Genomic DNA, 24595 nt, shown 5'->3' on the forward strand with positions numbered 1-24595 from the left:
TCTGGATGGGGACGTCAAGGGTGAACCTCAGGTCGTCAGACTATTCCGTTAACGGAAAAAGAAACGCCTGGTCGCTAAAGGCAGTCTTGACGCCATCGCTCACGTAGAAGATAACGTGATGTCGGCAACGGTCAGGTTAAAAGGCACGACCGGATACGTGAACGCCATTGATTTCGATAAATCATTGCAGCCCCACGGACAACCTGTGCCGGGGCGGTTTTTAGGTATTTCTCTATAACGGAAAAGGATAAATGATGATCAGGACGGTTTGGGCACCTGCGGCCCTGTCGCTGGTTCTGTTGAGTGGTTGCAGCACAACGCAACAGCCGCAGGTGAAACAGCTCCATCAGGAAGTCAGCCAACTCAATCAGCAGATGCAGCAGCTCACCAGCCAGGCAGGCGCGGTGGAGATTCAGGGACAGCTTAACGCGCACTCGCAGCAGGGCGCATGGCTATTACCGCAGGCCAATACGCCTGTTGAATTGCAAACCCAGGCCGGTACGTTGCGCTTATCGTTATCAAAGGTTGAGGCAGAAGCTGGCGGATCACGCGCTAACCTGACTCTGCAGACACGCGATAATCAGCCGCTGCCTGCGCTGGAGGCCACCGTGGTGTGGGGCCAGCTTGACCCCGCAACGGGCAAGCCGCTTGAAGCCGACAGCCTGACTCAGACCATCGCGGTGCCCACCGCGCTGACGCCGCGCAGTTCGGTCACGGTTCCGTTACGTTTGAGCGGTATTACGCCAGAGCAGCTCGGCTATATCCGGGTTCATCAGGTGCTGGCCAAAACGGCTGCGCCCTGGTCTTAACGACAAAAAAAAAGCCGCCAGATTGCGCTGGCGGCTTTTCCATGATGCACAGATTATTACGGCAGGATGGAAGGCTGGTCTGCGCCCTCTTTCTCGACTTTCTGCACCAGCATGTGTTCGCGTTTCATGCCCAGCTTCAGCGCCAGCGCTGAAGAGACGTAAATCGATGAAATCGTACCAATAGTGACACCGATCAGCATGGTCAGCGAGAAGCCTTTCAGCAGCGCACCACCAAAGATGAACAGAATCAGGATCATCGCCAACGTCGTCAGCGAGGTGATCAAGGTACGGCTCAAGGTCTGGGTCAGGGACACGTTGGTAATATCGTAAGAGGACCCGCGGCGGATCTTGCGGAAATTCTCACGAATACGGTCCGACACCACGATTTTATCGTTAAGCGAATAACCGATAACCGACATCAGCGAGGCCACAATGGTGAGGTCGATCTCCACCCGGAACAGCGACAGCAGGCCACAGGTGATGATCACGTCATGTGCCAGTGCCAGCACCGTCCCCAGCGCCAGACGCCACTCAAAGCGAATACCGATATAGATCAGAATCGCAATCAGTGCCGACATCAAAGCTAACGCACCGGCCTGCGCCAGATCGCTGCCTACGCTGGGTCCAACAAACTCGATACGTTTTACCGTCGCGTTTTGCTGCGTGGTCTGGTTAATTACCGTCACCACTTTATTACCTAACTCGGTGCCTGCAGGGCCAGTAACTGGTGGCATACGCACCATCACGTCACGGCTGCTGCCAAAGTTCTGGATCAGCGGCTCCTGGAAACCGGCCTTAACCAGCTCGCCACGAATCGTGTCGAGATCGGCAGGTTTCTCCAGGTTGATCTCAATCACCGTACCGCCGGTGAAATCGAGACCCCAGTTAAAGCCACGTACGCCAACAATGGCAATCGAGATGATGATTAACAATCCCGAAATAATAAATGCCAGCGTATCCCAGCGCATAAAGTCGACGACTTTACGGCCGTGGTTTAACTGCTCAATGTTATATTCCTGTGCCACAACGCACTCCTCAGATAGACAGCTTTTTGACGCGCTTGCCACCGTACATCAGGTTAATGATGGCGCGGGTACCGACAATCGATGTGAACATTGAGGTCGCGATACCAATAGCCGTTGTAATCGCAAAGCCCTTAATGGACCCCGTACCCACCGCATACAGAATCACCACTTTGATCAGGGTGGTTACGTTAGCATCGACAATACTGGAGAAGGCGCCTTTATAGCCCTCATGGATTGCCTGCTGTACGGAACGCCCGTTGCGCAGTTCTTCTTTAATACGTTCATTAATCAGTACGTTAGCATCGACTGCCACCGCCAGCGTCAGGACGATACCGGCAATGCCTGGCATCGTCAGCGTCGCACCCGGTAACAGGGACATAATACCGACAATCAGCACCAGGTTTGCCAGCAGCGCGCTGGTGGCAATCAGGCCCACTTTCTTGTAGTACAGCACCATAAACAGGATAGAGGCGACCAGGCCCCACAGGCAGGCTTCCAGACCCTGAGTAATGTTCTGCTGACCCATGGTTGGACCGATGGTACGCTCTTCCACAATCTGGATAGGCGCAATCAGCGCACCAGCGCGCAGCAGCAGCGACAGCTGACGTGCTTCGTTCGGGTTGCCGATACCGGTAATACGGAAGCTGTTGCCAAGGCGCGACTGGATATTGGCGACGTTAATCACCTCTTCCTGTTTCACCAGAATGGCTCGACCGTTAGCATCTTTCTTACCGCTGTCTTTGTACTCCACAAAAAGGGTCGCCATCGGCTTACCGATGTTGTCCTTGGTGAAGTTAGACATAATATTACCGCCCGCGCCGTCCAGTGAAATGTTCACCTGAGGCTGGTTGTACTCATCCATGCTGGATGTGGAGTCGGTAATATGGTCCCCCGTCAGGATGACACGCTTATAGAGCACCACAGGGCGTCCGTCGCGCGTGTCTTTCACTTCCGAGTCGCCCGGTACGCGGCCACTGGCGGCGGCGCTTGGGTCCACGCTGGTGTTAACCAGACGGAATTCCAGCGTCGCTGTCGCGCCCAAAATCTCTTTGGCACGTGCGGTGTCCTGAATACCTGGCAGTTCAACCACGATGCGGTCAGAACCCTGACGCTGTACCAGGGGTTCAGCGACGCCCAGTTGGTTGACACGGTTACGCAGAATAGTGATGTTCTGTTGAACAGCGTATTCACGTGCTTCGCTGAGACGCGCATCGGTCATGGTGGCACGCAGCGAATCATCGCCGCTGCTGTTGATGACCAGATCCTGATGACGGGATGACAACCACTTCACCGCAGCATCGCGGCTGGCAGCATCACGGAAACGAATTTCCACGCCGTAGTTAGCAATCTTGTTGACGTTGGTATAGGGAATATTTTTTTCGCGCAGGTCGCTGCGCAGGCTGTCAGCATTCTGCTCTTGCAGTTTGCTCAGGGCAGTATCCATATCCACTTCCATCAGGAAGTGCACACCACCACGCAGATCGAGGCCAAGCTTCATTGGCTGTGCCGCCAGCAGAGCCAGCCAGCGCGGCGTTGCCGGTGCGAGGTTCAGGGCAACCACATAGTTTTCGCCCAGCGCTTTCATGATCGCTTCACGGGCGCGCAGTTGCACATCCGTATTGGCAAAACGCGCAGTGATCGCGCCATTTTCCAGGGCAACAGACTTAGTTTGAATATTGTCTTGTTTTAATACGTTCTGAATTTGATCCAACGTTTGCTCACTGGCGGCGCTTCCGCGCGCGCCAGTGATCTGAACAGCCGGATCCTCACCATAAAGGTTGGGAAGTGCATACACCAGGCCAATGACAAGCACCACGACCAGCATTATGTACTTCCACAAAGGATAACGATTTAACACGGCAGTTCCCTTAGGGAAGTAAAAATTACAGCGCCTTCATAGAACCTTTCGGCAGGACGGCAGCCACGAAATCACGTTTGATAACCACTTCAGTAGTGTCGTTCAGCGCAATAGCAATGTAGCCGGTTTCTGCCACTTTTGTTACGCGACCCACCAGGCCACCGTTCGTCAGGACTTCATCACCTTTGGAGATAGAATCCATCAGCTTCTTGTGCTCTTTTGCACGCTTCTGCTGCGGGCGCAGGATCATGAAGTAAAAGATCAGGCCAAAGACGACCAGCATGATCACCAGAGAATACGGACTTCCCTGAGACGGTGCGCCTGCTGCAGCCACAGCGTCAGAAATGAAAAAGCTCATTAAATTTCCCTCATTGATGAATTATCAGACGTTAAAGGCGGAACCGCTTTGCCCGTCCGTTGGTAGAACTCGCTAACAAAGCGCTCTAATTTACCCTCTTCGATAGCCTGGCGTAAACCCGCCATCAAACGCTGGTAATAGCGCAGGTTATGAATCGTGTTCAGACGTGCGCCCAGTATTTCGTTACAGCGATCAAGATGATGCAAGTACGCACGGCTGTAATTGCGACAGGTGTAACAATCACACTCCGCATCCAGCGGCGAAACATCGTCTTTATGCTTCGCATTGCGAATTTTTACCACGCCATCGGTCACAAATAAGTGGCCGTTACGCGCATTACGCGTTGGCATGACGCAGTCAAACATATCCACGCCGCGACGCACGCCTTCAACCAGATCTTCAGGTTTACCGACGCCCATCAGGTAACGGGGTTTGTCCTCGGGAATCTGCGGGCAAACATGCTCAAGGATACGGTGCATATCCTCTTTAGGCTCACCGACCGCCAGGCCGCCCACAGCGTACCCATCAAAGCCAATCTCTACCAGACCTTTCACAGAGACATCACGTAAATCTTCGTAAACCGAGCCCTGAATAATGCCAAACAGCGCATTTTTGTTCCCCAGGCTGTCAAAACGGTTACGACTGCGTTGCGCCCAGCGCAAAGACATCTCCATAGAGCGCTTGGCATAATCCCAGTCTGCCGGGTACGGCGTGCACTCATCGAAGATCATCACGATGTCTGATCCCAGGTCGTACTGGATCTCCATCGATTTTTCCGGATCGAGGAAAATCGCGTCACCGTTGATCGGATTGCGGAAATGAACACCGGCTTCGGTGATCTTACGAATGTCGCCCAGGCTAAACACCTGGAAGCCGCCAGAATCGGTCAGTATCGGGCCTTTCCACTGCATAAAATCATGCAAATCACCGTGCAGCTTCATGATTTCCTGGCCGGGACGCAGCCAGAGGTGGAAAGTGTTGCCCAGAATAATTTGCGCGCCGGTTTCCTGCACTTCTTCCGGCGTCATGCCCTTCACGGTGCCATAGGTACCCACGGGCATAAACGCCGGGGTTTCCACCACGCCACGATCGAAAATCAGACGACCGCGACGCGCGCGACCGTCTGTGGTATCAAGTTCAAATTTCACAAGACCTCCATCGGAGAAACAGTCCGATGTTCAAATTAAACAGATCAGGCACCCACTTTTTCCTGCGGAGCCTGTGGGTTTTTGCTGATAAACATCGCGTCGCCGTAGCTGAAGAAACGGTATTCTTCCGCCACCGCCGCACGATAAGCAGCCATGGTGTGCTGATAACCGGCAAAGGCCGATACCAGCATGATCAACGTCGATTCGGGCAGATGGAAATTGGTGATCAACGCATCAATCACCTGATACTCATAGCCCGGATAGATAAAGATTTGGGTGTCATCGAAGAACGGCGCAATCAGCGCATCCTGGCTGGCTTTGGCTGCACTTTCCAGCGAGCGTACTGAGGTTGTCCCCACCGCGACGACCTTGTTGCCACGGGCTTTACAGGCCAGCACCGCATCCACAACCTCCTGCGGAACTTCCGCATATTCGGCGTGCATATGGTGTTCTTCAATCGTTTCTACGCGCACCGGCTGGAACGTCCCTGCCCCAACGTGCAGGGTAACAAAGGCCATTTCAACGCCTTTGTCTTTCAGCGCCTGAATCAGGGGTTCATCAAAGTGCAGACCGGCGGTCGGGGCCGCGACGGCCCCCGGGCGGGCGCTGTATACCGTCTGGTAAAGCTCGCGATCGGCCTCTTCATCGGGACGATCAATATACGGCGGCAGCGGCATATGGCCTACGCTGTTGAGGATGTCCAGAACGGCCCGATCGTCCTCGAACGCAATCTCAAACAGAGCATCGTGGCGCGCGACCATCGTGGCGTTAACGCTTTCATCGTCGCCCAGCAGCAGCGCTGCGCCAGGCTTTGGCGCTTTGGACGCCCTCACGTGTGCCAGCACGCGCTTGTCATCAAGCATGCGCTCAACCAGCATTTCGATTTTACCGCCGCTTGCCTTGCGACCAAACACCCGGGCCGGGATCACGCGCGTGTTGTTAAACACCAGCAGATCGCCAGGTTGCAGCTTGTCCAGCACATCGGTAAACACGCCATGGCTCAGTGCACCACTTGTACCGTCCAGCGACAGTAAGCGGCAACCGCTACGCTGCGCCTGGGGATAATGGGCGATAAGGGATTCGGGCAATTCAAAAGCAAAATCGGCGACACGCATGACAGACTTCTTACTCAGAAAAACAGGCGGCACAGTTTAGCGGAAAATCGCTCAATTCTGAACAACTGGCTGCGCAAAGCGAGTTGCGCTTATAATGGCGCATGAATTTTCTTGCTCATCTTCACTTAGCCCATCTTGCAGACAGCTCGCTACTCGGCAATCTGATGGCGGATTTCGTTCGCGGTGCGCCGCATCAACACTGGCCCAAACCGGTGGCCGACGGCATTCTGATGCATCGTCGCCTGGATGTTATGACCGATGCCTTGCCGGAAGTGCGAGAGGCGCGTCAGCGGTTTCGGGCTGAAACCTACCGTGTCGCGCCCATTACCCTGGATGTTATCTGGGACCATTTTCTGGCGCGCCACTGGGATCGCTTTCATCAGGCACACACGTTGCAACAATTTACCGCCAAAGCCGAAAGCGAAATCCTTCCGCAACTGGCGGCCACGCCTGACGAATTTAAAGCCCTCAATGCGGTGATGTGGCGTGAACGCTGGTTCGAGCATTACGCTGATCCACAGCGTCTTGAACGGGTGCTGAACGGGATGGCGAGCCGTCGGCCAAAACTGGCCGCTCTGCGCGACTCTTACCACGACTTTAGGGCGCATTATGCTGCGTTTGAAGCCTGCTTTTTCCAGTTTTATCCGCGCCTGATGACCCTGGCTGTCGAGCAGCAGCTATAACCTCCCCTCCTTTTTACATCGGGTTTGTGAGCGCTTTTCATTGCACCATCAACCTGTAACGCTGAAAAAGCGCGCAGTCAGTCATACAGCCGTATTGCCATTACTTCCGGTCTGCGGCTTAATAAGCCTTGCTTAACTATGATTTACGTTGCTCTCACTGTCAGACCGCCTGTTCAGGCGCTTCCTTTATCCGATATGGTTTAAAATCATAAGAGGGAAACATGTCATCCGCTTCGCATTCTGAAATTGACGCGCGCTATCATTACGCCTGCGAAATCGCCCGTGCGGCGGCAAGCCGCGCCTGGTCATGGTATCAACAGCGTCAAAAACTGGTGGTGGAACATAAAAGGGATCTTCAGGATGTGGTCAGTGAAGCTGACCGCAACGTTGAAGAATTAATTAAATCATTGATCTCAGAACGTTATCCAGATGATGCCGTTTTAGGCGAGGAGAGCGGCGGTGACACGCAAGGTGCCCGTATTGTATGGGTGATCGATCCCATTGATGGCACAGCCTGCTTTGTTAACGGCCTGCATAACTGGTGCGTCTCGCTGGCGATTGTGTGCGATGGCGAGCCGGTCGTTGGCGTGATTTGCGATCCCAATCATCACGAGCTGTTTCACGCCCGCAAAGGAAACGGCGCCTGGCTCAACGAGACCCGGCTCGAAGTGCATAAAGCCCGGCACCTCAATGAAGGCCTGCTGGGGATCAGTAACTCCAGCCGTGTTCCCGGTGAAAAAGTGACGCAGCTCATCGATGCCCTGCTCAGGGAAGGTGGGATGTTTATTCGCATCGGCTCCGGGGCTTTAACCAGTGCCTGGGCCGCCGCAGGCCGTCTGATTGGCTATTATGAAGCACATATGCATCCCTGGGACAGCCTGCCCGGCATCGTGTTAATGCGTGAGGCCGGCGGCGTGACCAACGATTATCTGCGCAACGACGGTCTGAAAAAGGGCAATCCTGTTTTGCTGGCGAATGCGGTAATCTATCCGCAAATTAAAGCGCTGCTTGCGACGCATGAAATTGAGGATTGATGATGCCTGCCCATGTTCCCCGGCGCTTAATTGCGCTCTGCGCGTTGTGGTTGTTGGCGGGGCCGCTGCACGCGGCCCCGGAATACCAACTTGAGAAAGTGGTAGAACTGAGCCGACACGGGGTACGTCCGCCGACGCCCGGTAATCGTAAAGAGATTGAAGCGGCAAGCCAGCAGCCATGGTACGTCTGGAGCACGGCAGACGGTGAACTGACGGGCCATGGCTACAGCGCGGTGGTGAATAAAGCACGCTGGGAAGGGAAGCACTATCGCCAGTTGGGTTTACTCAACGCGGGTTGCCCTGATGCGACAGCGCTCTACGTGCGCGCCAGCCCGCTGCAGCGAACGCACGCTACCGCCGAGGCGCTGGTGGACGGTGCCTTTCCCGGCTGTGGTGTGGCGGTTCATACCGTTAAGGGCGATGTCGATCCGCTGTTTCAGACGGAAAAGCTCCCCTTTGCCCAGACCGATCCGCAGCGCGAACTGGCGGCAAAACATCGCGTGGCGGGCGATTTAGCCCAACGTCAGCAGCAGCTTCAGCCTGCGATTGCGCTGCTTAAACAGTCGGTATGTCCGGCCAGCAGCGATTGTCCGTTTTTCGATCGCCCCTGGCAGTTCAAACAGACAAAAAGCGGCAGCGTTTATGTTGAAGGCTTAAGCGCCATGGCCGCCATGGTCGAGACACTGCGGCTGGGTTACAGCGAAAATTTACCGTTCGCGAAGCTGGCCTGGGGGCACATTACGTCCGCCCAACAGATCACCGCCCTGCTCCCGCTGCTGACAGCCAATTATGATCTCAGCAATGATGTGCTCTACATGGCACAACGTCACGGTTCCCTGCTGCTGTCCCAGATGCTTGAGGCTATTAAAGGTAATGATCCCGACGTGCGCTGGCTGCTTCTGGTGGCACATGACACCAACATTGCGATGGTGCGCCGCTTAATGGGATTTGAATGGCAACTGCCCGGCTATACGCGCGGCAATATTCCACCAGGAAGCGGCCTGGTGCTGGAACGCTGGCGGGACCGAAATACGCATCAGCGCTATCTACGCCTCTATTTTCAGGCACAAAGTCTGGATGGCCTGCGTCAGTTGCAACCGGTGAGCGACAGCCATCCCCTGTTGCGTCAGGAATGGCGGCAACCCGGATGCAAAATCACAGCGGTCGGAACGCTTTGCCCGTTACAGGCGGCCATTACGCAGTTGGGTAAGCAGACAGATAACAGCGCGCGCGTTCCGGTCAGCATGATATTGCCGTCTTCGGACGGATAACCCACGCGGCCCGGACGGTTTCGCCGGGCGTAGCGCTGGCCTTTGTCTTATTTTACGGCAACTTATTTAATGGCGGCGCGTTTTGCATTAGCATGATTTCGTCAATCATCCCTCTATTTGTTTCATTTGCCATATCTGTTTTCGGCGAGTCATTTCGCCGATTTTATTTTGCCTTACCGCCAATCCTGTTTTGCCCCAACCCGTTGATATCCGGGCTGGGACAAATCAACCGCGTTATTTACGCACCAGCTTATAGCCCAGCAGCAGTACCACAATCCATACCATCCCGACATACAGTGAAATGCGGGTGTCCGGGAAGTAGCCGATCAGGCCAATAATAAAACACAGAAATGCCACGCCAAAGCCTGCTGTCCAGCTTCCGCCAGGCAGCGCAAAGGTTAACCCACGGGCGGCGGCTTTGCCGATCTTGCGTCGAAACGCCATCTGTGACAGCAGAATCATGATCCAAACCCAGACGGTGGCAAAAGTCGCCAGCGAGGCGATAACCAGGAAGACTTTTTCTGGCATCAGGTAGTTGAGGTACACCGCAATCAGCATGGCAAACATCATCACCACCACCGTCACCCAGGGAATACCGCGCGAAGAGACCTTCATAAACATTTTGGGTGCATGGCCCTGCTGTGCCATGCCATGCAGCATACGTCCCACGCCAAACACATCGCTGTTGATCGCCGACAGCGAGGCGGTCAGCACCACAAAGTTCAGGATAGACGCTGCCGCCGCAATCCCCATATGCTGGAATGTCAGAACAAACGGGCTGCCGTTGGTGCCCACCTGATTCCAGGGATAAATCGACATAATGACAAACAGCGTACCCACATAAAAAACCAGAATACGCATCGGGACGGAGTTGATAGCGCGCGGGATAGAGATGGCCGGATCGTTGGCTTCACCCGCCGTGATACCGATGATTTCAATGCCACCGTAGGCAAACATCACCATCTGCAGCGACAGCAACATTCCCACGAGACCGTGCGCAAAAAAGCCGCCATTGGTCCACAGGTTATGAATGCCGGTGGGCTGGCCACCGTTGCCTATCCCCCAGATGATCATGCCAAACCCGGCCAGGATCATCACAACGATGGTGGCGACCTTGAAGAAGGAGAACCAAAACTCCACTTCACCAAACACCTTCACGCTCATTAAATTGACCGCGCCGATGATCAGCACCACGCTGAGCACCCAGATCCAGTGCGGGACCTCCGGAAACCAGACGCCCATATAGATACCGAACGCCGTTACGTCCGCGATAGCCACGATCAGAATTTCAAAGCAGTAGGTCCAGCCGGTGATGTAGCCCGCCAGCGGACCAAGATAATCCTGCGCATAGCGGGAAAACGAGCTGGCCTGCGGGTTGTTGACCGACATCTCACCCAGCGCGCGCATGATGATGTACGCCACCGCGCCGCCAATGATATAGGCAAGCAGTACGCTCGGTCCTGCCATTTTGATGGCGTCCGCCGAGCCGTAAAACAGCCCGGTGCCAATCGCCGATCCCAGCGCCATAAAACGGATGTGGCGCGTGCTCAGTCCGCGTTTGAGCTTGTTGGTTTCTTGCATAACAACCTGTACCTGTGAAATGAAAAAACCACGGGCAAGCCCGTGGTTAAAGAAGAATCAATCTTAGCCGTTACGAGTGAACCGACACCTGCTCTGGCCCTTTCAACCGATCGACCAGCGCCACAGCCAGCAACATCACCAGCGATGGCGGCAACCAGGCAAGGCCCTGGTCGGCTAACGGCAGATGCTGGCTAAATGCGGGTAACGCCTCTTTAAACCCGGTGGTTTTGATGGCGTCAAGGATACCAAATAGCAGGCTGACCAGCATAGTCGGTGCGATGATACGGCTACTTTTGTTCCACCAGTTCAGCGTAAAACTCAGTACGACCAGCACGATACACGGCGGATAAATGGCCGTCAGCACCGGAATGGAAATCTGAATCAGATGGCTCAGCCCCAGGTTAGACACCACCATCGAGAACAGGCCCAGTACAAAGACCAGCGTTTTGTAAGACCAGGGCAGATATTGCGCAAAAAACTCTGCGCAGGCACAGGTCAGGCCCACAGCCGTCACCATACAGGCAATGAAAATCAGTGCGGCCAGGAAGAAGCTGCCCATGTCACCGAAGGTCTGCTGGACGTAAGCATGCAGAATCGCCGCACCGTTGGCATTCTGATCCACTAACGCACCGCTGCCCGCGCCCAGTTTAAACAGGCTGAGATAGACCAGCGTCAAACCGACGCCAGCGATCACCCCAGCTAAAACCGTGTAGCGGGTTAACAGCGCCGCGTTATCAATGCCGCGCGAACGTGCCGCGTTGACGATGACAATGCCGAAGACCATCGCGCCCAGCGTATCCATGGTGAGATAGCCGTTCACAAAACCACTGGAAAATGCGGCGCGCTGATAGTCCGCTGTCGCGGGAATCGTTCCGCCCGCCGGCCACAGCAAAGCCGCGACGCCCAGCAGCGTCAGGGCTGCAATTTTTAGCGGGGCCAGAAAATGGCCGACCGTATCCAGCAATTTACCCGGATAGAGGGAAATCACCATCACCAGCGCAAAGTAAATCAGGCTGTAGATAAACAGCGGCAGCGGGCCATCGCCAGTGATAGGTGCAATGCCCACCTCAAATGAGACCGTGGCGGTGCGCGGCGTGGCAAAAAGCGGCCCGACCGCAAGGTAGCAGACCGTTGCCAGCACCACGCCAGCGACTTTGCCAATGGGCGTGCTCAGCGCATCAATACCGCCGCCGACGCGCGCCAGGGCGATCACGGTGATAACAGGTAAGCCCACGGCGGTAAGCAGAAAGCCCACAGCGGCCACCCAGACATGTTCGCCTGACTGAATACCGACCATGGGAGGAAAGATGATGTTACCCGCGCCAACAAACAGGGCAAACGTCATGAAGCCCAGCGCGAGAATGTCTTTAACGGTTAAACGATGTGTCATACGGCCTGTCACTGATGTTGCGATGAAAGATAAGTTTGCGTTGTCCCCTCGCTGCGTTAATACGACGACTTGCCAGACAATAACAGCGCATTATGCGTAGCGTCTGGTTTAGCGCAGGTGATTTGAGCTGCTTTTTTTCTGTTCACAGAGGGATAAATCGACAACGGCGGTAAGTAAAACGTTTATAGCGGAGAAAGGCAATACAGGATCGGAAAACCAGAGGCTTATTTCGCAATTTAAACCAATATCAGAGGATCACATCAATATTCGCAGAAAGCGCATCAGATGATGTGCTTTAAAAATAAACAGGCGATGGGAAATATCAGCATACATGCGGGTTTTTGTGCACAAGTGGCGCATGTATTGCGCCACGTTGCACAGATTCAGCGCTTACCACACCTGGCTGGCGACATCCACTACCAGACGAATCTTCTGCCACTGTTGCTCTTCGGTCAGGCTGTTGCCCTCTTCCGTTGAGGCAAATCCACACTGCGGGCTGAGGCAAATCTGGTCGAGGCTGATGTACTGTGTCGCTTCCTGTAAACGCGCTTTTACCTGCGCGGCGTCTTCCAGTTCACCGACCTTGGTGGTAATCAAACCCAGCACCGCCTTCTGGTGGCCAGGCTTGATGAAACGCAGCGGTTCGAAGCCGCCAGAACGGTGATTGTCATATTCAAGGAAAAACGCATCCACATTCACAGAGCCGAACAGGATTTCAGCCACCGGCTCGTAGCCCCCTTCAGAAATCCAGGTCGAGCGGAAATTGCCACGGCACACATGCAGACCGACGGTCAGGTCGGCCGGTTTGCCTTCTAACGCCTTGTTCAGTACACGTGCATAGGTGCGAGCCAACTGCTCGGGATCGTCGCCGCGCTCACGGATCTCACGCTTTTGCTCCTCTGAACAGAGATAGGCCCAGACGGTATCGTCCAGTTGTAAATAGCGACAGCCTGCATCGTAAAAGGCTTTAATCGCCTCTTTGTAGGTCTGCGCCAGATCGTCAAAGTACACATCCAGATCGGGGTAAACCTTTGCGTCGATCACTTTACGTCCGCCGCGGAAATGCAGCACGCTTGGGCTGGGGATGGTCATTTTTGCCACCGCATCCCCCGCTACGCTCTGCAGGAAGCGGAAATGCGCCAGCATTGGATGCCCATCAAAACCCAGCTTGCCGGTAATTTTTACGCCGTGCGCTTTGGTCTGAACGCCGTTGAACTGAATGCCCTGATCCGCTTCATAATGTTCAACACCTTTCAGGCCGTAGAAAAAGTCAAAGTGCCACCAGCCACGACGAAATTCCCCGTCGGTAACAACCTGAAGGCCATTTTCACGCTGCTTCGCCACCACGTCACGAATCGCTTCATTTTCAACATCACGCAGTTCGTCAGCGCTGATCTCGCCCGCATGAAATTTTTCACGAGCCTGCTTAATGGCGACGGGACGAAGGAAGCTGCCAACGGTATCGGCACGAAACGGGGCGGTTTGTCTTTGCATAATGACTCCTGATCACCCGCCAGATCAGTAGATAATTTCGGGCGGGAATAGTTACACAATGTAATTTTAGCCTTCCAGATGGCTAAACGTCTGAATGCAGATTGTCATGTGACCTGCTTCTGCGCAAACGAAAAAAATTCACTGGGGATGAAAAAGATTCATGTTGCGGCGAGAAGAGTGGATTTTGCGGTCGTCCTTTTACGCATCAGCATTATTACCCGGCGCAACTGACGCTGTGGAATCTGTGGATGCTATGGACGCTGAACAGCATAGCCAGGATGTAGCCCGCGCACAGGGTACGCGGCTAAAACGTAGAATGTTCTTTATCAAGGATGCCTGGTGATCCTTGGGTTCTGCACAGTCAGGAAAGCCTACTGGAGAGCCTTACGCGCCCCGGCCATTTGCGTCTCAGACAGCGGCAGATAACCCGCTTCACTCACGCGCTGCTGGCCCGCTTTAGACAGCACCTGTTGTAAAAAAGCGGCTAACAGCGGCGGCAAGGGCTTACCGGGGGCTTTATTCACATACAGATAGAGCGGGCGCGCCCAGGGATAGCGACCACTGCGGATAGAATCCGGATCGGGAGCAACCGCTTCACCGCTTTTTGTCATCACCGGCAGCAGTTTTACTCCGCTCAGGTGAAAACCAAAACTGGCATAGCCAATGCTGCGCAGATCGCCGGCGACGGCCTGAACCACCGCCGCCGATCCGGGAAATTCCGCCACGTCGTTGCGAAAATCGCCCTGGCACAGTGCCTGCTGCTTGAAGAATCCCCATGTTCCGGAGGCCGAGTTGCGGCCATAACGCTGGATAGCACGCTGCTGCCACTCTGGCTGATGCAGGCCCAGATCGCCCCAGCGCTCAGGCACCTGCTGCGCGCCACAGAGACGGGTGACAGAGAACAGGGCATCAAGCTGGCGGGGATCGACAGACTGCAGCGGATTGCGCTGATTCACCACCACCACCAGCGCGTCCATCGCAACCGGTACTGCCAGCGGAGGATAACCATATCGCGCCTCAAATGCCTGGCGCTCATCCGCCTGCATGGGCCGGCTCATGGCCCCAATCTGGACGCTACCGGCGGTGAGCGCGGTGGGCGCGGTTGACGAGCCCGATGCCTGGACCTGGACGTTTACGCCGGGCGACTGACGGCTAAAGTCATCGCCCCATAAGGTCATCAGGTAGCCGAGCGTGTCCGAGCCTGCGCTGCTCAGATTGCCTGAAAGCATAACAGGCTGCGCCTGCACCACGGCAGGCAACAGAGAGAAGAGCAGCAAAAAAAGCGCGCGCATTGTTCCGATCCGTCAGCAGTTAATGGACGGCATTCTCCTGCATCCCGTTAGTAACAATCAACCGTGGTGCCAGGGTAAACGTAAAACAGGTTTCCTGATGCGGGATGCTGGTGATCTCCAGCCGCGCATTATGATGGCTCAGTGCATGCTTCACGATGGCCAGCCCAAGCCCGCTGCCGCCGGTGGCGCGTGAACGCGCTTTGTCCACGCGGTAAAAACGTTCTGTCAGACGTGGGATATGCTCAGAAGCAATGCCGGGGCCGTTATCGCACACCTTGAATACCGCGCCCTGCTTGCTGCGTAGCCAGCTGATATCGATGCGCGTGCCCTCTGGCGTATGGTTAACCGCGTTGTAAACGAGGTTGGAAATGGCACTGCGTAATTGCTCATCATTGCCAAACACTTTCAGATGGGGATCGGTATGAAAATGGATAGCGTGACGTCCGCCGCTCAGGGTTTCAGCCTCATGCTGCAGCAGTTTTAGCATGACGGGCACATCAACCTTTTCTTTCATGTTGATGACCGGGGCAGCCTCAATACGCGACAGCGTCAGGAGCTGTTTGACCAGGCTATCCATCCGTCGGGTTTGCTCCGACATCGTCTGCAACGCTTTGTCCCGTGAGCGCTGATTCATTACAGAGTCGTTCATCATTTCCAGATAGCCCTGAAGCACCGTTAAAGGCGTGCGCAGTTCGTGGCTGACGTTGGCGAAGAAGTTACGCCGTGCTCCCTCAAGCTGATGCATCTGAGTAACATCGCGCGCCACCATTAACCACTGGCCTTCGCTGTAAGGCATGACACGGAATTCCATATGGTGCTGGTTATTCAGCACCAGCGTCAGTGGCTTATCGAAATCCCGCTGGCGAAGGTAGCGTGAAAACTCAGGATAACGCAGCAGGTTAAGGATATTTTGCCCGTTATCCTCTGGCCAGCGCAGCCCCAGGTGTTGCTGTGCCAGGCCGTTGCACCAGAAAATAGTGCCCTCTTCCGTGGTCAGGATTACGGCGTCAGGCAGCGACTCCGCGCCGCTACGAAAGCGCTTAATCAGATTACCTAACTCGCGCCGCCGCCGCCGGTTGCGCAGTTGCATTTGATACAACCCGTAAAACAGCGGCTCCCAGCTAGCCTGGCCTGAAGGCGGCGTCATCGTGCGATCGAGCCATAGCCAGTGAGAAAGGCGCATCAGGTTGTAAAAATGCCACAATAACATGCCGACGACGCTAAGTAACAAGAGCCACGGCAAATAGCCAAACAGCAGGCCAAGCACCAGCGCAGGCAGACACGCCAGCACCAGTTCGGACAATAATCTCTTCCAGGAGAGGCGTTCCAGCACGGTTAAAGCTCCGTTTAAAAGCGGGCAGAGAAACGATAGCCTGTTCCGCGTACGGTTTGTACCATGCGATCGTGGCCGGTCAGTTCCAGCGCCTTACGTAAACGACGAATATGAACGTCAACGGTGCGATCTTCAACATAGACGTTGGTGCCCCAGACGTGATTGAGTAGCTGCTCACGGCTGTAAACACGCTCAGGATGGGTCATAAAGAAATGCAGCAGCTTGTATTCTGTCGGCCCCATTTCCAGCGGTGTGGTTTCTGACATCACGCGGTGCGATGACGGGTCCAGGCTCAGGCCCTGCATTTCAATCACGTCTTCAACCGCCATCGGCGAAATACGACGCATAACCGCTTTGATGCGTGCCATCAGCTCTTTAGGCGAAAAGGGTTTAGTGATGTAATCATCCGCCCCGACTTCCAGCCCACGAACCCGATCTTCTTCCTCGCCGCGCGCGGTCAGCATCATAACCGGAATATCGCGCGTCATGGCTTCACGCTTAAGATGTTTAATAAATTGTATGCCGCTACCGCCGGGTAACATCCAGTCCAGCAGGATCAGATCAGGCCAGGGTTCAATCAGCTTGCTGACAGCACTGTCATAATCTTCGGCCTCAATCGGCTGATAATCGTTTTGTTCCAGAACAAAACATAACATCTCACGGATTGGAGCTTCATCTTCCACAACTAAAATGCGCTTAGCCATTATTACTCCTGCAGGTAGGACGGCTTTCACTGATATTTGCGGCGTCATTATGCGTCAGTTTTGTGACAGTTTTATGAAAAAGTTAGCCATAAAAGTCGGCTTGCAACAACCATTTATGACAACATGACGACATGTTTTGTGGCTTTAGTGATAGAGCCAGTATAATTGCCGGGCAAATTGTTATGGCAGGGAGTGTTATGCGCATTATCCACACCGCGGACTGGCACCTGGGGCAGTTCTTTTATAACAAGAGCCGTGGCGCTGAACACCAGGCCTTTCTTGACTGGCTGTTAATCCAGATTGAGCAGCACCAGGTTGATGCCCTGATTGTGGCGGGCGACTTATTCGATACCGGTACGCCGCCCAGTTATGCGCGTGAAATGTTTAACCGCTTCGTGGTGGCATTACAGCCCAGCGGCTGTCAGCTGGTGGTGCTGGCAGGTAATCATGACTCGGTGGCGACGTTAAACGAGTCGCGTGAACTGCTGGCCTGTCTGAATACGCGAGTGGTTGCCACGCCGCAAGAAAATGATGATGTGCTGATGTTGACCACCCGTCAGGGCGAACCCGGCGCGTTACTGTGCGCGATTCCTTACCTGCGTCCGCGCGACATCATGCGCAGCCAGGCCGGTCAGTCGGGGCGGGACAAACAGATCAGTCTACTGGAAGCGATTGCCGCGCATTATCAGCGCAGTTTTGCGGCGGCGCAGGCGTGGAACAAGCACCTGCCCATCATTGCAACCGGCCACCTTACGGCCCTTGGCGTCAGCAAAAGTGATTCGGTGCGTGATATCTACATCGGCACGCTGGACGCCTTCCCTGCCTCGGCATTTCCGCCAGCGGATTACATCGCCCTTGGGCATATTCATCGTGCTCAGCGTGTGGCTAACAGCGACCATATTCGCTACAGCGGTTCCCCTATTCCACTTAGCTTTGACGAGCTGGGCAGCGAAAAGAGTGTGTATCTGCTGACGTTCGGCTCCGCAGGCCTGGAGATCGATGCCCTGCCCATTCCGCTGTTCCAGCCGATGAAGAAGCTCAAAGGTTCACTGGCGCAAATCAGCCAGCAGCTAGCCGACTTTTCCCATCCGAGCGGCGAAAAACCGGTCTGGCTGGATATTGAAGTCACGACTCAGGAGTACTTAAGTGACCTGCAGCGCCAGGTGGAAGCCCTGACCGCAGAGTTACCGGTGGAAGTGCTGCTGTTACGGCGCAGTCGTGAACAGCGTCAGCACAGCCTGACGCAAACGGATAATGAAACCCTGAGCGAACTGAATGTTGAAGAGGTTTTTGCCCGGCGTCTGGCACTAAACGATGCGCTTGACGATGAGCAGATGGCCCAGGTGACAACGCTGTTCAGGCAGACGCTGGCCGACCTGGAGGAGAACCCATGAAGATCCTCACGCTGCGATTCAAAAACCTTAATGCGCTGAAAGGGGAATGGTTTATCGACTTTCGCACCGAGCCTTTCGCCAGCAATGGTCTGTTTGCCATTACCGGGGCGACGGGCGCGGGTAAAACCACCCTGCTGGATGCGATCTGTCTGGCGCTGTATCACCAGACGCCGCGACTGGGCGTGCTCTCTCAGGGGCACAATCCGCTGATGACGCGTGACTGCGCAGAATGCCTGGCTGAAGTCGAATTTGAAATTAAAGGTGAAGCCTGGCGTGCATTCTGGAGCCAGAACCGCGCACGGGGTACGGCAGACGGCAAACTGCAGGCACCGCGCGTCGAGCTGGCACGCTGTGCGGATAACCAGATTGTTGCAGACAAAGTGGGCGACAAACTCAAGCTCACCGAAACGCTCAGTGGTCTGGATTTTGCGCGCTTTACCCGCTCAATGATGCTGTCACAGGGCCAGTTCGCCGCGTTTCTCAATGCCAAAGCCAACGAGCGCGCGGAGTTGCTGGAAGAGCTGACCGGCACGGAGATTTACGGTCTGGTTTCTATGGCCGCGTTCGAGCGCCATAAAGAAGCGAAAAATGCGCTGGAGTTGCTGCGCAGCCGGGCGGGCGGCATGGCACTGCTTGATGAGGCGACCCGAACCGGGCTGCAACAGCAGCAAGCTGCACTGACGGAAGCCGAGCAGCAACTCAGCCGCCAGCTTGACACCGCTCAGCGCCAGCAGCACTGGCTGCAACTGGCACAGCAGCTAAGCGCGGACAGTGAGCAGGTGAATGCCGCCCGTCAGGCAGCAGAAACGGCAAGTCAGGCGGCAGAAGCCGATCGCCAGCGCCTGGCCCGAAGTGAACCGGCAGAAAAACTGCGCGGTGCGCTGCAGCAACGCGACAGCCTGCAGGCTGAACGTCATGAGGTGCAACAGCGTCAGCAGCAGGTCAATCAGCAGAGGCAGGCCACGGCCCATGAGCAGCAGCAGTTGCAGCAGCGCTATCAGGAAATGGAAACGGCCCGCGAGCAGGCGCGTCAGCAACAGCGACAACAGGAAACCCTGTTGACCGAACAGGTTATCCCGCTCGATCAGGCGCTTTCCGCCTTAGCTCAGCAAATCCAACAGTTGCAGCATGAAACGGGTCAGCAGCAGGCAGGCTGCGCGCAGCGCGAACAGGCGATGCAAGCCGAGCGACGCCAGGTGAGCGATCTGCAACAGGCGATGACCCAGCAGCAGGCTCTTCGGCAGCAGCTTGCAGAGCTGGCGGTGTGGGGCGAAAACCTGCCACTGTGGCAGGACCGCTTTGCTCAGCTGGCACGGTATGAAACCGAACAGGCGGCGTCAGCGCAACAGGTGCAGCAACAGCAACAGCAAATTCATCGGTGCCAACAGCAGATCGAACAGCTCGATCAGCAACTGGCTCCCCTGAATCAGGCCGGGCAGCAGGCTCAGCACGCATTATCTGAAGCTGAGCAAGCGCTAACTTCGCTACAGAAAGCCCATCCTCCCGAAGCAATACGTCAGGCGTTAAAGCAGTTAAATCAGCAGCGTGACGCACGTCAGACGCTGACGTTACTGGCTACCCAGTGGCAGCCGCTGCATCAACAGCGCGGTCAGTATGAAAAACGACGCCAGGATCTTGAAAAAGCCAGCCTGCAGGCTGAGGCAGAATTACTAACGCTGCGGGAAACATGGAAACGGGAGAAACAGCAGCTCACCGACGTGGAGAAAATTTGCCAGCTCGAAAGCCACATTGCCGACCTGGAGGAGCATCGGGCGCGGCTGGAGGCCGGACAACCCTGCCCTCTGTGCGGCTCCTGCGAACATCCTGCGGTTGAAACCTACCGTGCTCTGGAAGTCAGTGCCAACCAACAGCGAAAAGCTGACCTGCAAAAGCAGGTAGAGGCACTGAGTGAAACCGGTACGGCAAAAAAAGAGCAGATAAAACACCTGAAGGTGCAGCAGCAGTCTCTGCAGGACGAAATCGCCAGTTTAACGCAGCAACTTGATGGTTTAGCCCAGCGCTGGCAGGCCTTGAGCAGTGAGCTTGCGCTTACCTCCACGCTGAACGATGCCGAAGAACTCGCCAACTGGCAGCAGGCCCAGCGCCATCAGGAACAGGCATTAACTGCACAGGTCGAGACGCTGGAAAGCGCAGAACGGGCTTATCAGGAGGCAAAAGAGCGACATCTGCAGCAGCAGCAAGCGTTACAGAAGCATCAGCAAACGATCCAGTTGACCCAACAGCAGCTGGAGAATGAGCAACAGGCATTGCTACGCTTACAGCAGCACCAACAGCAGGCCCAGGCGAGTGCTCAGCAGCTTCAGGAAACGCTGAATCAGCAGTTCAAAGACTATCACCTGGCGTTGCCTGACAGTGCCCAGCGCGAAAGCTGGCTGGCGGAGCAGCAACAGCGCTGGCGGCGCTGGCAGGAAAGTGAGCGGTTGCTTGCTAACTTACAGCCTCAGTTGGCACGTGCGGAAAGCCAGGCAGAAGCCCTGCAACAACAGTTGCTGCTTGAGCAGCAACGCCTGACTCAGCTACAGCAGCAGCTCGCCTCACTGGATCAGCAGCACCAGGAAAAATGCCAGCAGCGCGCGGCGCTGTTTGGTGATCGCGAGGTTACCCAGGCCCGTCAGCAAATGCAGGAAAGTGTCGATGGTCACGAGATGCTGTTGACGCAGCAACGTGAGCGGCTGCAGCAGTCTCAGGCAGAGGTCAGCCGTCTTACCGGCCAACTGACGCTACTGGAAAGCCAGCTGCATACATTGAGCACACGGTTAACCGAGGCTGAGCAGCGCTTCAGTGCCGCACTGGCGGCGGCCGACTTCCCGGACGAGGCGAGCCTGCGGGCCGCACTGCTGGACGAGCAGGAAGCGCACCAACTGCGCCAGCGACTGCAGCAGATTGATCAGCATCTGCTCCATCAACAGTCACGTCTGGCAGAGTTGCAACAGCGGCTGGCTGCCCACCAGCAGGCGAAACCCGATAATATGCCCGACTCCGCCGATGCGCTGGCTGCACAGCTGGAAAACTTACGGCTGTCACTCAGGGATAACGCCAGTCAGCAGGGGCAGTTGCAGCAGCAGTTACAAAGCGATGCCAGCCTGCGGACGCAACAGCAAACCTTACTGGCGCAGATTGCTCAGGATGAAACCGAGCTGGCGCAGTGGGCCTTGCTTAACGAGTTGATTGGCTCGGCAACCGGCGATAAATTCCGACGCTTTGCGCAGGGATTAACGCTTGATCACCTGGTAGCCCTGGCTAATCGTCAGCTGGATCGCCTGCATGGACGCTATCTTTTACAGCGCCGTGCTATCGATGCGCTGGAACTGGACGTGGTGGATACCTGGCAGGCGGACAGCGCGCGGGATACGCGTACGCTGTCGGGTGGAGAAAGCTTTCTGGTGAGCCTGGCGCTGGCACTCGCGCTGTCCGATCTGGTTAGCCATAAAACGCGTATCGAATCGTTATTTCTTGATGAAGGCTTCGGGACACTGGATGCGGAAACGCTGGATACCGCGCTGGATGCACTGGATGCACTCAACGCCAGTGGAAAAACCATTGGCGTCATCAGCCATGTTGAGGCGATGAAAGAGCGTATTCCCGTGCAAATTAAAGTACGTAAAATGAATGGACTGGGTTACAGCAAGCTGGAATTGCCCGGTTTGTAAGAGGTAATGCATGTTGAGATGTACAGGATTTATTGCGGCCACAATGCTGCTGTTAGCAGGATGCAGTCATCATCCTGAGGCGAAAGAAGCGCGCTGCACGACCGATCTGTCTCAGGCACAGTGCCAGGACGTGAACCGTTATATTCATCAGATCAATGCGTTGGTCATGCGCAATTTTCACGATGCGCCAAAATATGCGGGCCAGCGCTGCCTGGTGACGGCACAGCGTCGCCCGGACGGACGCTATAACGTGATGCGCACGGAAGGAAACGAGTCGCTGTGTCTGAAAGCCTGGCAGAGCGTCAGCAGCGCACGCGATATGCCTTTACCCCCACAGGGCGCACCGCAGCAAATCGTGTTTGCTTTCGCCCCGACTCGCTAAGCCAGCAGAGAGTGACCCTGGGCATCCCACAGTCAGTTGCACAAGGTCACCGCTTGCCTGATGTGTTTACTCCGGCCACAGCCAGGCAGCCCCGCGCACGCCACTTGAATCCCCGTGCATCGCTTTCAGCACCGGGGTTTCACACTCACCGCCGAAAACCCATTTTTTCATCAGCGCTGGCACCGTCTGGTAAAGACGGTCCACGTTGCTCATGCCGCCGCCCAGCACGATCACGTCCGGATCAATCAGGTTAACAACCTGAGCCAGGGATTTTGCCAGCCGTATTTCATAGCGGCTCATCGCCAGTGCTGCCACAGGGTCCTGCTGTTCCAGCAGGGTAATAATCTCTGCGCCTTTGCGCGCCACACCGCTTAAACGCTGATAGTCGATGGCAAAACCGGTACCGGAAACAAAGGTTTCAATGCAACCCTGCTGTCCGCAATAGCAAGGCACTTCAGCGCGGTAACGCAGTTCATCTTCATCCATCCACGGCAGAGGATTATGGCCCCACTCGCCTGCATTGCCGTTGCCGCCAATGCGCGACGCGCCGTTTATCGCCACGCCCGCGCCCGATCCTGTCCCGATGATGACGCCAAACACCAGCGCCTGCCCTGCGCCTGCACCATCGACCGCTTCAGACACGGCCAGGCAATTCGCGTCATTGGCGATGCGGATGTCACGATTCAGCGCCTGCGCCAAATCTTTGTCCAGCGGCTGCCCGTTAAGCCAGGTGGAGTTGGCATTTTTCACCCGCTGCGTGTAAGGCGAGATCGTCCCCGGAATACCCAAGCCTACCGTCCCGGTTTGCCCGGTCTTTTCTTCGGCCAGACGCACCAAATCAGCGATAGCCTGTACGGTCGCCGGGTAGTCGTTGCGCGGCGTGGAAATTCGATGACGAAACAGCGCGTTCCCCTCGCTGGACAGCGCAATGACTTCCGTTTTGGTGCCGCCCAAATCAATGCCTATACGCACAGTTTATTCCTCATTATTCGTTAAGGTGTTTTCTACACTAAAAGGCGATTGCCTGAAAGGCAATGAAACCGCTCCGATGTTTCGCTATCATGCGCACACTTAGTGAGATTTGTGCGCCCGATCGCGCCACGGTAAGGAATCCCGATGTTGTGGTTTAAAAATATGATGGTTTATCGTCTGAATCGTGACATTCCTTTGTCCGCAGACGAAATGGAAAAACAGCTGGATGCGTTCACCTTCTCTCCCTGCGGCAGTCAGGACATGAGCAAGACCGGTTGGGTGTCCCCGATGGGCAATCGCAGCGATGCACTGACCCATGTGAACAACGGTCAAATTGTCATTTGCGCGCGCAAAGAAGAAAAAATCCTGCCTTCTCCGGTTGTGAAGCAGGCGCTGGAAGCCAAAATCGACAAGCTCGAAGCAGAACAGAGCCGCAAGCTGAAAAAGACGGAAAAAGATTCGCTAAAAGATGAAGTGCTGCACAGCCTGTTACCGCGCGCATTCAGTCGTTTTAGTCAGACGTATCTGTGGATCGACACCGTCAACAACCTGATCATGGTGGACTGCGCCAGTGCGAAAAAAGCGGAAGATACGCTGGCCCTGCTGCGTAAAAGCCTGGGATCGTTACCGGTTGTGCCCTTGACGCTGGAAAGCCCGATTGAACTTACCCTGACCGAATGGGTGCGTTCTGGTGATGTGCCTTCCGGTTTTGCCCTGATGGATGAAGCCGAGCTTAAGGCCATTCTGGAAGATGGTGGTGTGATTCGCTGCAAGAAACAGGATCTGGTGTGCGATGAAATTGCCAACCACATTGAAGCCGGCAAGCTGGTGACCAAACTGGCGCTCGACTGGCAGGAGCGTATTCAGTTCGTGTTATCCGACGACGGTTCAGTGAAACGCCTGAAGTTCAGCGATACCTTGCGTGACCAGAACGATGATATTGACCGGGAAGATTTTGCGCAGCGTTTTGATGCAGACTTTATCCTGATGACCAGCGAACTGGCCGCCCTGACCAGCAATCTGGTTGAAGCCTTAGGTGGCGAAGCCCAGCGTTAAAACAATCGGCCGCAGGAAACATGCG

Annotated in this window: 20 protein-coding genes; 8 read left to right on the forward strand and 12 right to left on the reverse strand. The window is 55.4% G+C overall.

Annotation, left to right across the window (positions count from 1 at the left end):
* Positions 1-254: 254 nt before the first annotated feature.
* Complete coding sequence (locus CMR03_RS16040; protein ID WP_096012005.1) at positions 255-809, forward strand: SadB/YajI family lipoprotein; 555 nt, start codon at positions 255-257, stop codon at positions 807-809.
* Positions 810-865: 56 nt separating this feature from the next.
* Here CMR03_RS16040 and secF read toward each other — a convergent pair whose 3' ends face one another.
* The 5 genes from secF to queA are packed head-to-tail and all read right to left on the reverse strand — an operon-like array spanning position 866 to position 6313.
* Positions 866-1834 (reverse strand): protein translocase subunit SecF, encoded by a 969-nt coding sequence (secF, locus tag CMR03_RS16045; RefSeq protein ID WP_063878624.1) that lies wholly within the window; start codon positions 1832-1834, stop codon positions 866-868.
* A 10-nt stretch (positions 1835-1844) separates the two neighbouring features.
* On the reverse strand, positions 1845-3692 hold the full coding sequence (secD, locus tag CMR03_RS16050) for a protein translocase subunit SecD (RefSeq protein ID WP_096012006.1): 1848 nt from the start codon (positions 3690-3692) through the stop codon (positions 1845-1847).
* A 25-nt stretch (positions 3693-3717) separates the two neighbouring features.
* Positions 3718-4050 carry a preprotein translocase subunit YajC gene (gene yajC / locus CMR03_RS16055; protein WP_006117993.1) on the reverse strand — a complete coding sequence of 111 codons (333 nt, stop codon included), beginning with the start codon at positions 4048-4050 and terminating at the stop codon, positions 3718-3720.
* Positions 4050-5198 (reverse strand): tRNA guanosine(34) transglycosylase Tgt, encoded by a 1149-nt coding sequence (gene tgt, locus CMR03_RS16060; RefSeq protein ID WP_096012007.1) that lies wholly within the window; start codon positions 5196-5198, stop codon positions 4050-4052. Before tgt ends, yajC begins: the two co-directional genes overlap by 1 nt.
* Positions 5199-5242: 44 nt before the next feature.
* On the reverse strand, positions 5243-6313 hold the full coding sequence (gene queA / locus CMR03_RS16065) for a tRNA preQ1(34) S-adenosylmethionine ribosyltransferase-isomerase QueA (protein ID WP_096012008.1): 1071 nt from the start codon (positions 6311-6313) through the stop codon (positions 5243-5245).
* Between the two features lie 101 nt (positions 6314-6414).
* Here queA and CMR03_RS16070 point away from each other — a divergent pair, with 101 nt between their 5' ends.
* The 3 genes from CMR03_RS16070 (at position 6415) to CMR03_RS16080 (ending at position 9301) form a co-directional block, all read left to right on the forward strand.
* On the forward strand, positions 6415-6996 hold the full coding sequence (locus tag CMR03_RS16070; protein WP_096012009.1) for an ACP phosphodiesterase: 582 nt from the start codon (positions 6415-6417) through the stop codon (positions 6994-6996).
* Between the two features lie 221 nt (positions 6997-7217).
* Entirely contained in the window at positions 7218-8030 is an 813-nt protein-coding gene (locus CMR03_RS16075; protein ID WP_063878619.1) for an inositol monophosphatase family protein, read from the forward strand.
* A complete protein-coding gene (locus tag CMR03_RS16080; RefSeq protein WP_096012010.1) occupies positions 8030-9301 on the forward strand; it encodes a histidine-type phosphatase in 1272 nt (423 codons plus the stop codon). The genes CMR03_RS16075 and CMR03_RS16080 overlap by 1 nt, the downstream gene beginning before the upstream one ends.
* A 234-nt stretch (positions 9302-9535) precedes the next feature.
* Here the strand turns inward: CMR03_RS16080 and proY are convergent, their stop codons facing one another.
* The 6 genes from proY to phoB all read right to left on the reverse strand — a co-directional run bounded on the left by proY (position 9536) and on the right by phoB (position 17095).
* Positions 9536-10882 (reverse strand): proline-specific permease ProY, encoded by a 1347-nt coding sequence (gene proY / locus CMR03_RS16090; RefSeq protein ID WP_096012011.1) that lies wholly within the window; start codon positions 10880-10882, stop codon positions 9536-9538.
* A gap of 70 nt (positions 10883-10952) precedes the next feature.
* The gene (brnQ, locus tag CMR03_RS16095) at positions 10953-12272 is read right to left on the reverse strand and encodes a branched-chain amino acid transport system II carrier protein (RefSeq protein WP_096012012.1); all 1320 of its coding nucleotides are present in this window, start codon (positions 12270-12272) and stop codon (positions 10953-10955) included.
* Positions 12273-12662: 390 nt separating this feature from the next.
* Positions 12663-13766, reverse strand: a complete 1104-nt coding sequence (locus tag CMR03_RS16100; protein ID WP_063878615.1) for a cobalamin-independent methionine synthase II family protein — start codon at positions 13764-13766, stop codon at positions 12663-12665.
* Between the two features lie 371 nt (positions 13767-14137).
* Positions 14138-15058: a PstS family phosphate ABC transporter substrate-binding protein gene (locus CMR03_RS16110; RefSeq protein ID WP_096012014.1), complete on the reverse strand. Its 921-nt coding sequence runs from the start codon at positions 15056-15058 to the stop codon at positions 14138-14140.
* Positions 15059-15077: 19 nt separating this feature from the next.
* Positions 15078-16391: a phosphate regulon sensor histidine kinase PhoR gene (gene phoR / locus CMR03_RS16115; RefSeq protein WP_096012015.1), complete on the reverse strand. Its 1314-nt coding sequence runs from the start codon at positions 16389-16391 to the stop codon at positions 15078-15080.
* Positions 16392-16405: 14 nt separating this feature from the next.
* Positions 16406-17095, reverse strand: a complete 690-nt coding sequence (phoB, locus tag CMR03_RS16120) for a phosphate response regulator transcription factor PhoB (protein WP_014606457.1) — start codon at positions 17093-17095, stop codon at positions 16406-16408.
* A gap of 197 nt (positions 17096-17292) precedes the next feature.
* Here phoB and sbcD point away from each other — a divergent pair, with 197 nt between their 5' ends.
* From sbcD to CMR03_RS16135, 3 genes are read left to right on the forward strand one after another with little or no spacing between them, the layout of a single operon-like run.
* Positions 17293-18489, forward strand: a complete 1197-nt coding sequence (sbcD, locus tag CMR03_RS16125; protein ID WP_096012016.1) for an exonuclease subunit SbcD — start codon at positions 17293-17295, stop codon at positions 18487-18489.
* On the forward strand, positions 18486-22160 hold the full coding sequence (locus CMR03_RS16130; RefSeq protein WP_096012017.1) for an SbcC/MukB-like Walker B domain-containing protein: 3675 nt from the start codon (positions 18486-18488) through the stop codon (positions 22158-22160). Before sbcD ends, CMR03_RS16130 begins: the two co-directional genes overlap by 4 nt.
* A gap of 10 nt (positions 22161-22170) precedes the next feature.
* Positions 22171-22542, forward strand: a complete 372-nt coding sequence (locus CMR03_RS16135; protein WP_096012018.1) for a cell envelope integrity TolA C-terminal domain-containing protein — start codon at positions 22171-22173, stop codon at positions 22540-22542.
* 66 nt (positions 22543-22608) lie between these two features.
* On the opposite strand, the gene mak is transcribed toward CMR03_RS16135, so the two are convergent.
* Positions 22609-23514: a fructokinase gene (gene mak, locus CMR03_RS16140; protein ID WP_096012019.1), complete on the reverse strand. Its 906-nt coding sequence runs from the start codon at positions 23512-23514 to the stop codon at positions 22609-22611.
* A gap of 144 nt (positions 23515-23658) precedes the next feature.
* Here mak and rdgC point away from each other — a divergent pair, with 144 nt between their 5' ends.
* Positions 23659-24570: a recombination-associated protein RdgC gene (gene rdgC / locus CMR03_RS16145; RefSeq protein ID WP_096012020.1), complete on the forward strand. Its 912-nt coding sequence runs from the start codon at positions 23659-23661 to the stop codon at positions 24568-24570.
* Positions 24571-24595: the final 25 nt, after the last annotated feature.

This window comes from Pantoea allii (genome assembly GCF_002307475.1).
GTDB classification, from domain to species: Bacteria; Pseudomonadota; Gammaproteobacteria; order Enterobacterales; family Enterobacteriaceae; genus Pantoea; species Pantoea allii.

What these genes read in the sequence shown, in the direction of transcription:
- CMR03_RS16040 (WP_096012005.1), top strand. Translation starts at nt 255, where the DNA reads ATGATCAGGACGGTTTGGGCACCTGCGGCCCTGTCGCTGGTTCTGTTG.
- yajC (WP_006117993.1), bottom strand. Translation starts at nt 4,050, where the DNA reads ATGAGCTTTTTCATTTCTGACGCTGTGGCTGCAGCAGGCGCACCGTCT.
- queA (WP_096012008.1), bottom strand. Translation starts at nt 6,313, where the DNA reads ATGCGTGTCGCCGATTTTGCTTTTGAATTGCCCGAATCCCTTATCGCC.
- CMR03_RS16070 (WP_096012009.1), top strand. Translation starts at nt 6,415, where the DNA reads ATGAATTTTCTTGCTCATCTTCACTTAGCCCATCTTGCAGACAGCTCG.
- CMR03_RS16075 (WP_063878619.1), top strand. Translation starts at nt 7,218, where the DNA reads ATGTCATCCGCTTCGCATTCTGAAATTGACGCGCGCTATCATTACGCC.
- CMR03_RS16080 (WP_096012010.1), top strand. Translation starts at nt 8,030, where the DNA reads ATGATGCCTGCCCATGTTCCCCGGCGCTTAATTGCGCTCTGCGCGTTG.
- proY (WP_096012011.1), bottom strand. Translation starts at nt 10,882, where the DNA reads ATGCAAGAAACCAACAAGCTCAAACGCGGACTGAGCACGCGCCACATC.
- brnQ (WP_096012012.1), bottom strand. Translation starts at nt 12,272, where the DNA reads ATGACACATCGTTTAACCGTTAAAGACATTCTCGCGCTGGGCTTCATG.
- CMR03_RS16100 (WP_063878615.1), bottom strand. Translation starts at nt 13,766, where the DNA reads ATGCAAAGACAAACCGCCCCGTTTCGTGCCGATACCGTTGGCAGCTTC.
- CMR03_RS16110 (WP_096012014.1), bottom strand. Translation starts at nt 15,058, where the DNA reads ATGCGCGCGCTTTTTTTGCTGCTCTTCTCTCTGTTGCCTGCCGTGGTG.
- phoB (WP_014606457.1), bottom strand. Translation starts at nt 17,095, where the DNA reads ATGGCTAAGCGCATTTTAGTTGTGGAAGATGAAGCTCCAATCCGTGAG.
- sbcD (WP_096012016.1), top strand. Translation starts at nt 17,293, where the DNA reads ATGCGCATTATCCACACCGCGGACTGGCACCTGGGGCAGTTCTTTTAT.
- CMR03_RS16130 (WP_096012017.1), top strand. Translation starts at nt 18,486, where the DNA reads ATGAAGATCCTCACGCTGCGATTCAAAAACCTTAATGCGCTGAAAGGG.
- CMR03_RS16135 (WP_096012018.1), top strand. Translation starts at nt 22,171, where the DNA reads ATGTTGAGATGTACAGGATTTATTGCGGCCACAATGCTGCTGTTAGCA.
- rdgC (WP_096012020.1), top strand. Translation starts at nt 23,659, where the DNA reads ATGTTGTGGTTTAAAAATATGATGGTTTATCGTCTGAATCGTGACATT.